The sequence below is a fragment of the Microvirga flocculans ATCC BAA-817 genome (assembly GCF_000518665.1).
In the GTDB taxonomy this organism is placed as follows: Bacteria; Pseudomonadota; Alphaproteobacteria; order Rhizobiales; family Beijerinckiaceae; genus Microvirga; species Microvirga flocculans.
In genome coordinates this window covers 235,052-248,813 of sequence record NZ_JAEA01000008.1, presented here as the reverse complement: position 1 = coordinate 248,813, position 13,762 = coordinate 235,052, and the positions used below count along the sequence as shown (strand labels likewise).

Sequence of the window (13,762 nt, the reverse complement as noted above, 5' to 3'; positions counted from 1 at the left end):
CATGCACATGGATCCCAAGCACGTCACGCTCAACAACCTGCTGCTGGGAAGGCTTTTCCGCATCCCGGATTACCAGCGCGCCTATGCCTGGGGCACCAAGCAGCGAAAAGACCTTTTCTCCGACATCGAGGAGGTCGCCGAGACGGGGCGCGAGCACTTCATGGCGACCGTCGTCTGCCTCGCGCGCGACAAGCGCCGCATCGCCGCAGACGAGTTCCTCACCGTCGACATCGTCGACGGCCAGCAGAGGCTGACCACCTTCGTTATCCTCCTCAAAGCGATCGAGAGGGCCCTTGACCCGGAGAAGGCTGGGGAGGGGAAGATCAAGCGGGAGATCGCCGAGCTTCTGGTCAAAGGCGATGACCATTGCCTCGTGCTATTGCAGACGAACCATGACAGCAGCAGCGTCTTTCTCGACTATCTGAGGCAAGGCGAGATCCACGAGGACCGCGTCAAGACAGCTGCGGATCGCAACTTGGTTGATGCCGCCAGAGATTGCGAGGGGTTCGTCAAACGGTGGCATGAGAAAAGGACGCTGATCGATCTCGTCGCGATCCTGCGCAACAGTCTGTCCCTGATCTACCATGAGATCCATGACGAGGCGATCGTCTACCGCGTCTTCGAGGTGCTCAACAGCCGCGGCCTGGACGTGAAGTGGATCGACAAGCTCAAGAGCCAACTGATGGCTCTTATCTTCGCGACGCCGCAGGAGGCGGGGCGCGCGGAATCCCTCCACGAGATGCAGGAGATCTGGAAAGATATCTACCGCGTCCTCGGCCTGCGCGCCGATCTTGGGGACGAGGCCCTCCGCTTCGCAGGAGCCTTCAAGCTGGCGCAACGTCCCAACAGGGTTATCAGTCAGTCCGACGCCGCCGCTGTTCTCACAGATGTCGCCGGAACGCACGTGAAGACCATCGTTGCGGCTGGCGAGTTCCTTCGCAAGGTTGTTGAGGTGGTGAACCGCCTTGACAGCGACGTGCGCCGCAGAGCGATTACCCGGATCATGCACGCGCGCTTCCTCGCCGCAGCCATCCTCCTCAGAGGATTCCCCAAGGAGGTCGAGGAGGATCTTCTCGGGCGATGGGAGCGGTTGACCTTCCGCATCTTCTGTCTGGCGGGCGCGGACACGCGGCGGCTCGTTGGAGAGTACGTTCGCCTGGCGTACGATGTTCTCTCTAGTCAACTCGATGAGACAAAGATCCGCGAGCGCCTCGCCGCTGTTGGAAAAGGATACTCGATCAACGAAGTCCTCAAGAAGATCGAATGGGATCAATGCTATGAGGGTTGGACCGAAGAGCTTCGATACCTCCTCTTCCGTTACGATGAGCATCTGGCGCGGGAGGCCGGCGAAAAATTCGACGCCTCGCAGTGGAATAAGATTTGGGGCGTGGAGCCGTCGAAATCCATCGAGCACATCGAGCCTCAGAGCTCCGGTGCCGAGCACATCCATCACCTTGGGAACCTGACGATGCTGCCGCCTGAGGTGAATTCGGCGCTGAAGGACAAGCCGCCCGCTATAAAGGCGGAAACGTACATTACACTCGGCCTCGCAGCGACGCGCAGGGTAGGCCAGACCATAGCGAAGTCGGGCTGGGATGAGGCCTCCGTGCATGCAAGAACAAAGCTGATCGAGGACTTCGTCCGGCAAGAATGGGCTGACTGAGATTTTTCTTCAGCGGCTGATGAGAGGCATTGAGGCCAGGACAGCATCCTGGCCTTAGCGCATCAAAGCCTTCCCTGAACCGGCGCGGCTGATGAAGGCCCTTAGGGGCGCGTGCCTCATCAATCGGTTGAACGCCCTAGGGCTTCTGCTGGGCGGTCTCCACGCGCGTCGCGCGAGCGCTTGAAAAAACAAAGCGCTGAAATCGTCTCTCGACACGGTCTCAGGCATATCCGAGGACTTGCAATTTCTTCCCGCTTACAGGCGGTTGAATTGACGGCTGATTCGCTCTCCAGGTAGAATCTCTCCGCTCCGGCCTTTAAGAAACCCTTCGCGAATCGGGGCGCAAGCCGTTTCGGGCCCTGGCCCAACCCTCATTGAAGATGTGGAGAACCTTCCCGCCCGCGGCGATGCGGCCTGATATGGCCGCCCGCCGTGGTATATTAACCCCCAAACCGAAGTAGCGAGATATCCTGATGAACCGTCCCTTGAACCTCACCGAGGCTCAAGCCGTGGAGCGAGCCAATTATGATGTGGCGCGGATCCGGCCCAGCAAGCAGAAACGATTTGAGGTGATCTCGCTGTTTTCGGGATGCGGTGGCATGGACCTGGGCTTCCGGGGCGGGTTCAGCTTCCTCGGGAAGAAGTACGCCCGCCATCCGTTCGACATCGTGTGGGCCAACGACCTGAATGAGGTGGCGTGCCGGACGTACCGCCGCAACTTGGGCAGCGAGGTGCATCATGGCGACATCTGGCAGCTCATCGAGAGAATGCCCTCGACCGCCGACATCGTGATCGGCGGCTTCCCCTGCCAGGACATATCCGTCAACGGCAAGGGGCGCGGCGTCGATGGAGCGCGGAGCGGGCTCTACCGCGCCATGGTGCAGGTCGTGAGGAACACGAAGCCGCTGGTCTTCGTCGCGGAGAACGTCAAGGGCCTGCTCAACAGGAACAACCAGTCGTCCTTGAAAAGGGTGATCGACGACTTCAGCTCGCTTGGATACGACCTCTCGGTCGAGCTCTATCATGCCGCGAGCTACGGCGTCCCGCAGTCGCGGGAGCGCGTCTTTATCGTCGGCACGCTTCCGTCCGTCCCAAAGTTTCAGCCGCCCAAGCCCATTCTCTCCGAAGAGGAGTGGGTCACCGCCGAAACCGCGATCTCGGATCTTGAGGCCGCGGAGTGGGACGAGCGTTTCAGCCACATCTGGAGCATGGCCAAGCGCAGCCCGGAGCAAGGGAACAGGAAGCTCCGGGCTGATCGCGCCGCGTACACCATTCGTGCGGAGTGCCACGGCAACATCCAGTGGCACTACTCGCTGAACCGCCGCATCTCCATGCGTGAGGCCGCGCGCATCCAGAGCTTCCCGGACGATTTCATCTTCGATGCGAAGCTGCGCGAGACGGAGCGCCAGATCGGCAACGCCGTGCCGCCGGTGCTCGCCTGGCACGTCGCGAACGCTGTGAAAAAGCTGCTGAAATAACTCCCGGCATATACCACAAGTAGAAATTTTGAGATAGGCATAGCCATGCTGCGAGGAGCGCTTGGCTATGCCTGTGACCTACGAAGACTTTCTCGAAACCTTGTGCGAGCGCCTCCGTCAGGAGATCGCCGCGGACGCTCCCAAGAGCGCCGCCGCGTTCGAGCGCCTGATCCGCGAGTCCATCAATGATCTCGGCGGCTTTAACGGCGAGCTCGTGAGCACGGAGCCTAAGGCGCAGGAATTCCCAGACGTTCCCATGGGCCGATATGGCATTGAGGTGAAGTTCACCGAGAAGGACACGTGGAGGAGCATCGCTAACAGCGTCTCCGAAGGCAGCCGGAACGCGGATGTCACGGACATCTATGTGGTCTTCGGCAAAATGGGCGGGACGCCTGAGATCCGATGGGCGCGTTACGAGGATGTCGTAATGCACGTCCGCACCTCCCATGTTCCGCGGTTCGAGATCGAGATGGGGGCGGAGGAGTCGCTCTTTCGAAAGATTGGTGTGTCATACCCTGAATTTTGCAAGCTCCCCATGCATGAAAAAATGGAGCACATTCGCGGCTATGCCCGAGGGAGGCTGAAGGAGGGCGAAAAGCTTTGGTGGCTTGAGGGTGATAACAAGCCCTCTTTTTCGCTTCCTGTTGAATTGCGCCTATATATGAATCTTTCGCAACAGGAGAAGCGAAAGCTGAGAGCGGAAGGAGTCCTGCTCTGCCCACAAGTTGTTGCGGGTTCGCGGGTTAGGACCAAATATAGCGATGTCGTCATGTACATCCTTATGCGACATGGCGTTCTTTGCCCTCAGGCTCGAGACCTGTTTTCGGCGGGCAGCGTCGCCTTGCGTGGAAACGCAAGCCGCGGGGGCAATTATATTCTCAGAGCACTGCTTGATATCGCAGATGAGATGCGCGAGGCCGCTTACTATCTTGAGGACGAGCTCTTCATCGAGTATTGGGGGCAACCCTGTGCGCCCGAGCATCGGATCAAGGAGTGGCTGAGGCGGGCTGACGAGTTCGCCAAGGGCCAGGACTGGAAGCCGTCCGAGCATTTGTTCCTAGAAAATTATGGATCAAACGGGTGAGCGCCTCCCTATCCCTCGTCTGGCACTCCCAGATCACGAGCGCCTCCCATCCTAGCTCTGTGAGGCGTTCGAGGTTCACGGCGTCCCGCTCCCGATTTCTCTCGAATTTCGGCCGCCAGTAGTCCAGATTTGACTTGGGAGTCCTCGAGAGCTTGCAGCTGGGATCGTCATGCCGGTGCCAGAAGCAGCCATGGACGAAGATCACCTTGCGCCGGCCTGGGAAAACCAGGTCTGGCTTGCCCGGCAGCTTTCCGCCATGAAGCCGGAACCTGTAGCCCATCGCATGGACAAGACGGCGAACAACCATTTCAGGGGCTGTGTCTTTGCTCCGCACGCGGGACATCGTCCAACTGCGGTGTTCCGGCGTCTCCGCGGGGCTGCTCATGTCCTATCAATTTCCGCTACGTTCATTATTCGAGTCGGCCTCGCCAGCAATTGGCTTTTGGCTTAAGCTCACCTCGGGCAAACGCCTACAAGCCGATTAGGATCCTACGATGCGTACAGTCACCTGCGAGTGTGGCGCGGTCTACGAAGTGACCGAGACGAAGGTGCCGTTCCGGGATAGGGACAACTTTAACTGTGATCGCTGCGGGGAGGAGGTCGAGAGGTGGAACGGCTCGACGATCCCAAGCTTCCGGCTCATCGCGGGGCCGCCAGAGAAGAGCGGCGACGCGGAGTAAGATGCGGGGAGCCTCTCCAACAGCACCGATCCTACAAGACCAAGGCAGGCCCATGGACGAGGGTTACGCGCGAATCCATCCAGACGACCGCGACGCGGTCTACGACTGGGAGCTCTACGGCCCCAAGAGCGGCCGGATCCCGGAGCTGATCATTCAGCTCGCTCAGGCTGGCATGCGCCTCGCCGATATCGAGGCGCGGGTCGAGGCTGCGTTGCAAGATGCGCTCGCCGAGCGCGAAAACGACGGTTAGACGAGAAAATCGCGGAGAGGCGGAGCATAGTCGCTGCGCTGATGGCAGCCGGGAGACGCTAAGGGGAGAGCCGCGTTTAGGTTGTTAGCGCACACTATCAAATTTTCGGCCTAGGAGGGCCGCGGCGGCCCTCCTAGTTGTTCGGGCAAACGGCATTACCGGGACACGAACATCCTCACAACCTTGCCGTCGCGATCAAGGACAAAAGCCCCTGTGACCTCGTCATCGAGATAGAAGCGGAGCGTGCGCTCGCCAGCGATGTCGACCGCGGCCAAGCTCTTGGTGGCGAGCGGCGCGCCGAGCGCCTTGACGACCTGTTCCTTGTTGTCGCCGAGACCGATGCCCGCGATCTTGCCCTTGAAGGGCTCCTCAACGCGGACCGTCTTTGCCACCCCTTTGTCATCAAAGAAGTATTGGACGCCCTTCGTCTTGAGCCACAGGGCCGAGCCTGACTCAGACATCGTCGGCTTCAGAGGGGTCTCATAGGCCGCTCTCACCTCCTCGATCTTCGATCCGACCGGCGCTCGAAGATCGGAGGTGAATGCGAGGGTCGGAGTGGCGCTGACGGCGATAAGGGCCGCAAGGCTTGCTTTCATGGTATTCATCGTTGCATCTCCTGGTCATATTATCTGCATTTTTGCTATCGGAAGTTGAGTCCGAATCTACGGATTTAGATTCGGCCGGACTCGCGACAAGAGGGCCAGGCAAGAAAAATGTAATTTTATCCGGAGCGGCGGGAGGCGTCGGCTAAATCCAGCCTGGCCCTTCGAGATCGAGACGTTCCGGCCAGGGGCCAATCCGCCGCTCGGCACAAGGCCTACGGGGCTGGATTACCTAAGCATGAAGCGCCAGCGGGAACCTAATCTCTGTAAGTCCAATCGTTCACCGATGCGATCGCTTCAAAGATAGCCTCAACTCCATGATTAAGAGGATCGGCCTGTTCAAGACGCTGCTCCGCCCACGTGATCCAATCGCGCAGACGCAGGCCTCCGACCTCTTTCCCAAGGTCCTTGTCGGTTTCTTTCAGAGCATTCAGGAAGTTGCGAGCCACCTCGGCCTCCCTCCATTGAACTGCAAGGCCATTGAACCGACGCCAGCGATTGTCATCCTGCTTCTTGCGCTGTTGCTCCTCGTAGCGTTTTTGCTCGGCAATCCGCCTCTGGCGTTCTTCCTCTTCTCGCTGCCGCCTCCGCTCAACCAATAACGGGCCTGCAGCGACCAACGTCGCAATGATGTCGGGTAAGAAGCTCTCCAAACGCTTTTCGGCCGTCTCCAGCCATTCCGTGCGGAGGTTATTGGGGAGATAGGTCTTGATCGCGAACACAAGATATCCGGTCGGCTGAAGCTCTTGCTTCCAGTCGCGATCTCCTGGCTGATGCCAGCGCTTCTCCCGCTCCGTAAGAGATCGGCGGATTTGTTTCTGCTTTTCCCGGATCTGAAGCTCAACTCGCTCCCCCAACAGCTCGGCATATAGGGTACGGCGCTCCCCCTCCTTGATCTTTGCTCCATGGCGCTCAAGCTCCTTGAAGAGAGCGTTGAGAATCCGATGCTTCCGCTGGTCAGAGGGGCTGAACTCGCCTGGGTCCAAGAGGCTCTTTCTCCATGGATCACGCTCTCTGCGTGCCTCCTGCTTTTTACGGTCGTGCTCGGCGAGCCAGCCCGCAATAACGGGATGAGGACGCACCAGTCGCTCAGGCACCGATATCTGAGATGTGCTCTCCCTAGCCTGTTCTGCCTTCAGTTTGATATCCGGAGGCAACTCAGGCGGCTTCTTGGGAGGCGGGGAGGGAATGATGGTCACGCTCTTGGGCGTGTTCGCATCCGGCGCGGGAAGGCGATATGTGACGACCTTCTTGCCCGCAGCCTTCTTGGCCCAGTAGCCCCGTGGCGGGTATGGCACCTTCAGCCGGTCGCAGATCTTCGCCAAGCCATTGCCGGTGATGCCGTACTGGGCGGCCAGACGGCTCATAGGAGTTTCCCAGACGCGAGCGTACAGCTCTTGGCGCGCAAGTTCCATCGCAGGCTTCCTCTGATGGTTTGATTGTTTGTGAGTCGGCACGGATTTTGGGCTGCCTGCACAAGTGGCCGAAGCCATCGACGATCAGTTCAGATCACGTTGGCTTACCGGTCAGCCACCGGGCATAAGCCCGGATATCGACCATAGGCACGGTTGCGCTCGCCTGGAGCCGCGCGATCAGCTCGAAGAGAAACGCTGTCGCCGGCCTGCCTTCCGGAACAAACGAATACCTTGCCGAAGCGTCAAAAGCGTAATGGCCATGAGCCGCGACGCATCCGAGATCGAGGCGGCCAGCCGCGTCGACACCGTCGAGCGCATCGGCTAAGGGCTGGCCAAATGCCGGTTTCCAGTCGCTCTCGAGCGTGAGCAGGCCCGCCAGGATGTGCGGCAGAGGCTTGGGTGGATAGACGCCGCCGGCGTGCGGGATGGGAAGGCTGGTGCGATGCAGCCTGCGGACGCTCGCCGCCTTGTCCTGGGCATAGCCGACCTGGGCAGCATTGACGGATTGTTTCGCTTCGAAGACGGCGTAGACGCTTTCGGCCGGAATGACCTTCTGCCCTTCGAACTTGAAGATGAAGGGTGAATATTGGCGGTCGTAGACCACCACGTCGATCTGTTCGCTGAAGGCACCCTCGCTGTCCACCACGAACGCCGTGTCCGCGCGGTAACGCTCAGGCAAATACGTCTGGAGCAGCTCCAGCCAAACGGCCTCGCTGGCCGCGCCCTTCGACGGTGAATGCCCGATGGAGCCCCGAACCCGGGCCAGGCGCTGTTGGATATCGTCATGCAGATCCGATAACAGGCGTTCAAGAGACCAAGTCATGTGACGATCTCCTCCCAATGCTGTGCACTGAGTGCTTGGATTGCAGTTCGCTTGATGGTCATCTTCGCCTCTTGTGTCAGCTCGTCCGAAAGGATGTTGTTCGTGTTGGCGGGATCCTGGACGCGAGCCGTCATGAAGCTGTCCCGCAGGTATTCGAACACCATCCACACGTTGGCCGAGAGGCTGCCGTAGTAGACGGTTCGCAACGCCTCGATCACCGTAAGTTCAAGGTAGAATGAGGGGAAATCCAATCTCTTCTGGTTGCGCCAGAGCTTGAGGATGCGAATCTCGTCGAGCCGGCCCGAACCGGACACGAGCCCGATATGGGTGGCGACGTTGGTCTTGGTCCAGGTGCCCGTCCGGTTGCGGAATAGGCTATGGTCACCGCTCAAAGGATCCTGGCGCTTGCCCGGGACGAGGTCCACGTCGAAGCCGCCAACCTTCACACCGATAGACACGTTTTGGCGGCGCGGCGAAAACTGATGGTTTCGCATCCATTCAAAAAGGCCGTCGTAAATTTCCCTAAGGGTATTGGTCGTATCGCTCTTAAGAGAGATGAACAGGTCGATGTCGGTTCCGCTAGCATTCGCCGTACCCTTTGCGAATGAGCCGCTGGGAGCAACGCCGGCAAGCTGATTGCCAGCCCATTGCTGAATGATAGGCAGCAGCAGCGCTTGACAGCCCCTGGCTGGAGAGTGAGGCCCGCTGTCAACGGCCTCGCGGCTTAGGATTTGGTACAGATACTGGTCGGCCGTCATGATTACCTTTCGTGCTGAAGCCTCAGTCCGTATGCGGATTGGCCACTCATCGCGTAGCAGCTGCCTTTTCCGGGGATGCCGCGCTCAGATGATTGCTAACGCCGGAGTAGTCCGGCGAACGCTCAACCCTGCCAACCAAATCCGAAAACTCAGGAGACTTCGATCGAGCCCGGCGGGCATTTTCCCACGTACGCTTATCGATGAGGGTAAGATCGATATAAGGCGAGAGGCACATGAGGTACCCGTCGACCAAGTCGCTTCCTTTACGCTCCCTGAGATCTTGTCCATGCCGAACCAGAGACTTCTCAACGATCCAGGATGGAATCTGGGACGATGAAACCTTTGCCTTGAGGTCGGGAAAAGGGATGCCGTTCACGCGGCTGGCGACCTGAAGTTTCTTGCGGAACTCGATCAATTCGGTAGCCTCACCGACCGTCATCTCAGGTCCGATATCCCCCTCATCCAGGCCTTGATGCACCAGATGGCGCAGCACCGCATTTCCAGGAGTGGCGAGGACGTGGCTGCTCTCCTCCTTCACAACGGCGAAAAACTCCGCGGCAACCGCCTTCGCGTCTGAAATCCTCTTGTCTCCCCGAGCCTTGATGTCGGCAGCCAAGCGCGCCTGGAGAACCTTCAAGTTCCGTTCGGCCTCGTCTGGCTTGTAGAGCGCTCTCGTCATGAGATCGGAGATCTTGGTGTCGGACATATCCACGAAGCCGGAACGGGAGATAGCCACGACTTTCCGGCTCTTCTCCGCCTGCCTTGAGAATACTGGCTGAAGCGCTAGCCACATTTCCTCATGCGGGCCTACGATCTCTGTGCCCGGGCCCACTTTGATGATGTCCTGGGCGACTTTATCGCGGACCGCCAATGCGCTTGGTCCCGGTAAAGTGAAGGCAGCTTCCGTCTCGGCAGCGAGAATGTCCGCGATCGATCCGAGGCTCACATCTTTGTTGTAAGACCTGACCCAGGCAACCATGGGAAGATCGCGGATGTATGCGATACGCTCCGCGACGACGGCTTGGTCGCCATGCGTCAGCAGTTCTGCGAAGTGATGCCAGCAGAGGAACAGGACATAGCCATGCTCAAGTAGGCTTGCCTCGAAGGCCTTGGCGGCGTTTCGCTTATGGCTGTTTCGCTCAAACCGGTCATGAATCAACTTGCAAAGATGAGAGGTGTCCAGAGCTACGAACTTCGCCCTGACGAGACCTTCGCCTGCTCGCGCGCTGCTTTCCAAGTCCACTTCCTTATCCAAGAGCACGAGGCCCGCTGCCAACCAGAGAACGGCACACTCCCTCGTGGGCCGCTCTCTCATTCATCAATGCGAAACCGCGACACGGCAGGATCCCCGGAGACAAATTCGATCTCGAGCCAATCATCGTCGTTGTGCTCATCGCGCGACACTTTGATGTCCTTGATCAGCTGACCTGCCTTTACGGCATGTAAGAACGGGTTCTTGAGCCAATCCGGATCATTCGGCTGGCCGGTCTTCTCCGCCAGCTCCGCAGCGGTTATCTCGCCCGCGAGGAGATCGAGAACCAATCGAGCCGAGATCTTCACATTGTTGACGCCGCCCATGATGCTTTGAACTCCATAGCGCACATTGGAAAAGGGTTTGCCGGCGTAAGGGTTCGGCCTCCGTTCCATCCAGCCCAAGGCCGCAGCCGGCGTCGCGATCGGCTGGGGCAACGTACCGAGGCCACGATTCAGCAGGTCCAGCATGTGGTCGTGATCGATCGGGGCCCTTGCTCTAGGATTTGAATAGAGTGTTCCCAGAATCATGTGGTCCTGGTGAGCTCCGAACATGTCGAGCCTAACGGGAGGAAAGGTGAGTGCCAGGACGAAGCTGATCGACGTGGTTTGCTCGAAGAAGCGGCCGATCACGCGGGGCAGGCTAATCTGCCCGGATGCATCGAGCTGCAACAGGCGGCAGTTCCCGTCACAGAGCACGATGCCGAGAGGCGGTGCAGAAGCCTCAGCGGGGTCAGATGAATCCTGGATAGACTCTTTCAGCTGCCGCGCCTTCTTCTTTAGCGCAGAGAAGACGGAGTTCTGATCGGCGGAAGACGCAGCCACATAGGACGGGTAGTGACCGCTCCAGAACTTTTCTCTAGCGTCATAACCAATCGAGAAACTGACGTCCGGCGGCTCCTCAATATCGAACCGATGGGTCTCGGGCTTTTCCCGCTGGATCCGCTTCAGTTCGGGCGTGACCCGGCTCTCCAGAAATTCGCGAAAGCGCTCTCGGGGCAGCATGAGGCGCATCTTGCCTGCGGCGTCCCTCTGGCCGCGCACATCATAGTTGAAGCCGCCCGGGATGCCGAGTTTCGATGCTTTCTCCCGGAGGAACGCCGAGAACTTGAGCACTGGGTTGTCTTCCTCAAGACCCTCATCGGTGACAGTCGTGATGTCGGCCAGGAAGTGGATCGGCTGCTCGTCGTCTGAGCTGAAGAGCACATCGGGCCTGCGCGAAGCGCCTAGATCGGGTTCATACCGGACGGATCCGATACGGTTGAGGAGCGTGAGGACAATCAATTCCCACTCGAAGCCTAAGGCCACAGAGGCCTTGCGTCCATTGAGGCTGCTCAGAATTTTCTTCCGAGCCTCATCGTCGAGCCTTGGAGCCAGCTCGTTCAGGAAAGTTTGGAGAGTGCGGCGTGAGAAAATTGCCATGGCTTGTACGTAGAAGATACGCCTATGCCTCTGCTAGCAGCAGGGAAAGGGAGCGGGATCCGTCATTTACAGGATAGCGTGCAGGCGGATAGTCTCTGTTCATCCAGTTAAGTTGCTCAAGCCCCATGCTTTCAATATTCAGACGCTGGCGTGACGCCAGGATCCAAGTTCGTGATGACGCCTCCGCGCTCATCAAAGATCATGGCGAGTCTGCCTACTTCATCGCCCGCGATCATGCCCGTGATGCGGGCAGGGCAGGCAACAGACTGACCCAACGTCGCTGGAGCCGCGTCGCGGTGCGGATTGCGAAGGATACCGGGTACGTTGTCGGCCAGAAAGCTGCAGACCGCTATTGAGCTATGTCCGCCAGCTTGGATGTCGCTGAGTTCATGAAGTCGCAGAGCGCCTCAAATTCTTCACTGGTCACGTTGTGGATCTTCATCTGAAGCTCCATGCGGGCCATCTTGAGGCATAGCACGGCGATGGCGGCGTCCGTCCCTTCCAGAAGCTTGATGAGCCAATCCAAATCGGCGACAATGCCGGTGAAATCATGCTCCTTATCCATTGAGCCAGCCCGTGTTGAGCAGCGCTTGGCTCGTGGAGACGACCCATTCGGCCGTCGTTTGGATCTCACCGTAGATGCCGGCAAGCTTTCCGATGACATTGTGGACCTCCGTTCCGTCGAGTTCTTCAAGGGAGTGGCTCGCTGACGCGTCCGTGAGATAGGTGATCTGTTTGCCGCGGTGGAATGCGTCGACCATGGTCGAGAGACATGCCGCCTCCCCAGCGAACCCGGCCATGACGATGCTGCTGGACGAGCCCATCACCTCGGCAAACGGCTTGCTCGCAAAACATGAGGGCCGGTCGCGTTCGAAGACCATGTCGCCGCCGGTCGGTTCGAAGCCTTCAATCCAGCGCGAAAACGGAGCCGCCGCATTGAAGAACGGCGCGCGGCCCATCCACCGCACGAACGCCACGGGGAAGCCCATGGCCCGCGCGTGCACTAACGCGTCGCGGCACTTGTCGAGGGCCTGCTCCGCCTGCGGCATGGCGAGGCCGCGGGGCGGCGTGACGTATTCCTGCTGCAGGTCGACCAACACCAGCGTCGGAACTGCGGAAGAATCCACATAGGACCGGAGAGGGATGACGGCCATTATGCGGCCTTTCCGTCGACGGAGGGGCGGGTGACCGCGCGCTGCGCCGAACTCTCCAGCACGCCGGGGCGATGCCAGCGGCCTTCAGGGCGGATGATCCTGTAAGGGTCCGTGCCGATGGAAATGGCCTCGGGGTGCCGTTCGGTCTCGAGCACCATCTCGACGTAGTCGAAGTCCGAGAAGACCAGCTCCTGCGCGCCGTCGAACACCTTGAAGCCGAACCGGCCCCAGAATGGGACGAGGCGTTTCTGAGCATGTCCATAGAGACGGCGGTAGCCTTTCACCCGGCAGAGATCGATGGCGGCCCGGACGAGCTGGAAGGAGAGACGGCTGCTGCGGAACTCCTGCCGGACGGCGAGGCGCTCCACCTTCGCGAAGTCCGCGAAGTAGCGGATGCGCAGGCAGCCGGCCGGCTCGTCGCCGATGTAGCCGACGAGGTGCGTCGCCGAGAGGTCGTTGCCGTCGAACTCCTCGTCATAAGGGCAGGTCTGCTCACCAATGTAGACGGCGCTGCGGATGCTGATGACGCGCGCCAGATCCTCCATCGACCGGGCCACGGACACGGTAAGCGCCTTGCCCGTCCCTTGGCGGTAGCTGTCGTAAATCGGACGGACATCCCCGGTTTCGGCGGAGCGCTTGTAGACGTGGAGGTGCGGCGCGGCATGCCCCCGCCAGGACGTGCCCTGCACGAACCCGAGCGCCTCAAGGAACCGGTGGCCGTCAATCGTGACGGCGCGGGCATAGAGGTCCGCGTCCTGGTACAGAGGCGACGAGATCTTCTCGAAGACCAGCGGGACCGCGCCGGCCAGCGTTCCGAGGGCATGGATGGCCCAGACGTAGATCGCGGCAGGCTTTTCGCTCTGCGTCGTCAGGAGACTGGTGTCGGGGTTGCTCGCGTCGAAAGTCCCACGGACCAGTTGCTCCAATCCGGCCTCGTTCAGGGGCAGGAGGGCCACGAAACCCTCGCCCTTCGGATCCGCCGCCGAGTACCTGTCCCGCCGCGCAAGCGCCCATAGAACGTCAGGGTTGTGGGAAAGGACGCGGTGGACGACGTCTGCCCCGGTCAGGCCCGGGAGTTCCCGCCGGGCTTTCTCGATCAAGGCGTCGACCTGGGGCCCATTCGGATTGAACACGACGTGTCGGCGCGCAAAGCGTTGGGGATCAAGGTCTTTCAGCGTCCGG

The 13,762-nt window shown here is 59.8% G+C and carries 15 protein-coding genes; 5 read left to right on the top strand and 10 right to left on the bottom strand.

Features of this window, described 5'->3' with window-relative positions; genetic code table 11:
- Position 1: 1 nt before the first annotated feature.
- The 3 genes from L879_RS0111005 to L879_RS0110995 all read left to right on the top strand — a co-directional run bounded on the left by L879_RS0111005 (position 2) and on the right by L879_RS0110995 (position 4,225).
- Entirely contained in the window at positions 2-1,663 is a 1,662-nt protein-coding gene (locus tag L879_RS0111005; RefSeq protein WP_027316152.1) for a DUF262 domain-containing protein, read from the top strand.
- Between the two features lie 473 nt (positions 1,664-2,136).
- Positions 2,137-3,141, top strand: a complete 1,005-nt coding sequence (locus L879_RS0111000) for a DNA cytosine methyltransferase (RefSeq protein WP_084020933.1) — start codon at positions 2,137-2,139, stop codon at positions 3,139-3,141.
- Between the two features lie 67 nt (positions 3,142-3,208).
- A complete protein-coding gene (locus L879_RS0110995) occupies positions 3,209-4,225 on the top strand; it encodes a hypothetical protein (protein WP_035459317.1) in 1,017 nt (338 codons plus the stop codon).
- Here the strand turns inward: L879_RS0110995 and L879_RS23240 are convergent.
- Positions 4,128-4,568 (bottom strand): very short patch repair endonuclease, encoded by a 441-nt coding sequence (locus L879_RS23240; RefSeq protein WP_245265215.1) that lies wholly within the window; start codon positions 4,566-4,568, stop codon positions 4,128-4,130. The genes L879_RS0110995 and L879_RS23240 overlap by 98 nt on opposite strands.
- Before the next feature lie 151 nt (positions 4,569-4,719).
- On the opposite strand from L879_RS23240, the gene L879_RS21330 reads away from it, so the two are divergent.
- Both L879_RS21330 and L879_RS21325 read left to right on the top strand, forming a co-directional pair.
- A complete protein-coding gene (locus L879_RS21330; RefSeq protein WP_035459316.1) occupies positions 4,720-4,905 on the top strand; it encodes a hypothetical protein in 186 nt (61 codons plus the stop codon).
- A 52-nt stretch (positions 4,906-4,957) separates the two neighbouring features.
- A complete protein-coding gene (locus L879_RS21325) occupies positions 4,958-5,155 on the top strand; it encodes a hypothetical protein (protein ID WP_035459314.1) in 198 nt (65 codons plus the stop codon).
- Positions 5,156-5,310: 155 nt separating this feature from the next.
- Here the strand turns inward: L879_RS21325 and L879_RS0110980 are convergent, their stop codons facing one another.
- The 9 genes from L879_RS0110980 to L879_RS24610 form a co-directional block, all read right to left on the bottom strand.
- Entirely contained in the window at positions 5,311-5,760 is a 450-nt protein-coding gene (locus L879_RS0110980) for a hypothetical protein (RefSeq protein WP_027316149.1), read from the bottom strand.
- Between the two features lie 254 nt (positions 5,761-6,014).
- Positions 6,015-7,172 (bottom strand): hypothetical protein, encoded by a 1,158-nt coding sequence (locus L879_RS0110975; protein WP_027316148.1) that lies wholly within the window; start codon positions 7,170-7,172, stop codon positions 6,015-6,017.
- Between the two features lie 94 nt (positions 7,173-7,266).
- Complete coding sequence (locus L879_RS0110970) at positions 7,267-7,995, bottom strand: DUF6602 domain-containing protein (RefSeq protein ID WP_027316147.1); 729 nt, start codon at positions 7,993-7,995, stop codon at positions 7,267-7,269.
- Positions 7,992-8,753, bottom strand: coding sequence for a nucleotidyltransferase domain-containing protein (locus L879_RS0110965; RefSeq protein WP_027316146.1), 762 nt, complete (start codon positions 8,751-8,753; stop codon positions 7,992-7,994). Before L879_RS0110965 ends, L879_RS0110970 begins: the two co-directional genes overlap by 4 nt.
- Before the next feature lie 46 nt (positions 8,754-8,799).
- A complete protein-coding gene (locus tag L879_RS0110960; RefSeq protein ID WP_154664177.1) occupies positions 8,800-9,990 on the bottom strand; it encodes a hypothetical protein in 1,191 nt (396 codons plus the stop codon).
- Positions 9,991-10,064: 74 nt separating this feature from the next.
- Entirely contained in the window at positions 10,065-11,426 is a 1,362-nt protein-coding gene (locus L879_RS0110955; protein ID WP_027316144.1) for a hypothetical protein, read from the bottom strand.
- Between the two features lie 349 nt (positions 11,427-11,775).
- Complete coding sequence (locus L879_RS0110950; protein WP_027316143.1) at positions 11,776-11,991, bottom strand: hypothetical protein; 216 nt, start codon at positions 11,989-11,991, stop codon at positions 11,776-11,778.
- Positions 11,984-12,580 carry a cysteine hydrolase family protein gene (locus tag L879_RS21320; protein ID WP_051435237.1) on the bottom strand — a complete coding sequence of 199 codons (597 nt, stop codon included), beginning with the start codon at positions 12,578-12,580 and terminating at the stop codon, positions 11,984-11,986. The genes L879_RS0110950 and L879_RS21320 overlap by 8 nt, the downstream gene beginning before the upstream one ends.
- Positions 12,580-13,680 (bottom strand): GNAT family N-acetyltransferase, encoded by a 1,101-nt coding sequence (locus L879_RS24610; RefSeq protein ID WP_246717656.1) that lies wholly within the window; start codon positions 13,678-13,680, stop codon positions 12,580-12,582. Before L879_RS24610 ends, L879_RS21320 begins: the two co-directional genes overlap by 1 nt.
- Positions 13,681-13,762 lie beyond the last annotated feature (82 nt).

What these genes read in the sequence shown, in the direction of transcription:
- L879_RS21325 (WP_035459314.1), top strand. Translation starts at nt 4,958, where the DNA reads ATGGACGAGGGTTACGCGCGAATCCATCCAGACGACCGCGACGCGGTC.
- L879_RS0110980 (WP_027316149.1), bottom strand. Translation starts at nt 5,760, where the DNA reads ATGAATACCATGAAAGCAAGCCTTGCGGCCCTTATCGCCGTCAGCGCC.
- L879_RS0110955 (WP_027316144.1), bottom strand. Translation starts at nt 11,426, where the DNA reads ATGGCAATTTTCTCACGCCGCACTCTCCAAACTTTCCTGAACGAGCTG.
- L879_RS23240 (WP_245265215.1), bottom strand. Translation starts at nt 4,568, where the DNA reads ATGTCCCGCGTGCGGAGCAAAGACACAGCCCCTGAAATGGTTGTTCGC.
- L879_RS0110995 (WP_035459317.1), top strand. Translation starts at nt 3,209, where the DNA reads ATGCCTGTGACCTACGAAGACTTTCTCGAAACCTTGTGCGAGCGCCTC.
- L879_RS0110970 (WP_027316147.1), bottom strand. Translation starts at nt 7,995, where the DNA reads ATGACTTGGTCTCTTGAACGCCTGTTATCGGATCTGCATGACGATATC.
- L879_RS0110950 (WP_027316143.1), bottom strand. Translation starts at nt 11,991, where the DNA reads ATGGATAAGGAGCATGATTTCACCGGCATTGTCGCCGATTTGGATTGG.
- L879_RS21330 (WP_035459316.1), top strand. Translation starts at nt 4,720, where the DNA reads ATGCGTACAGTCACCTGCGAGTGTGGCGCGGTCTACGAAGTGACCGAG.
- L879_RS0111005 (WP_027316152.1), top strand. Translation starts at nt 2, where the DNA reads ATGCACATGGATCCCAAGCACGTCACGCTCAACAACCTGCTGCTGGGA.
- L879_RS0110975 (WP_027316148.1), bottom strand. Translation starts at nt 7,172, where the DNA reads ATGGAACTTGCGCGCCAAGAGCTGTACGCTCGCGTCTGGGAAACTCCT.
- L879_RS0110965 (WP_027316146.1), bottom strand. Translation starts at nt 8,753, where the DNA reads ATGACGGCCGACCAGTATCTGTACCAAATCCTAAGCCGCGAGGCCGTT.
- L879_RS0111000 (WP_084020933.1), top strand. Translation starts at nt 2,137, where the DNA reads ATGAACCGTCCCTTGAACCTCACCGAGGCTCAAGCCGTGGAGCGAGCC.
- L879_RS21320 (WP_051435237.1), bottom strand. Translation starts at nt 12,580, where the DNA reads ATGGCCGTCATCCCTCTCCGGTCCTATGTGGATTCTTCCGCAGTTCCG.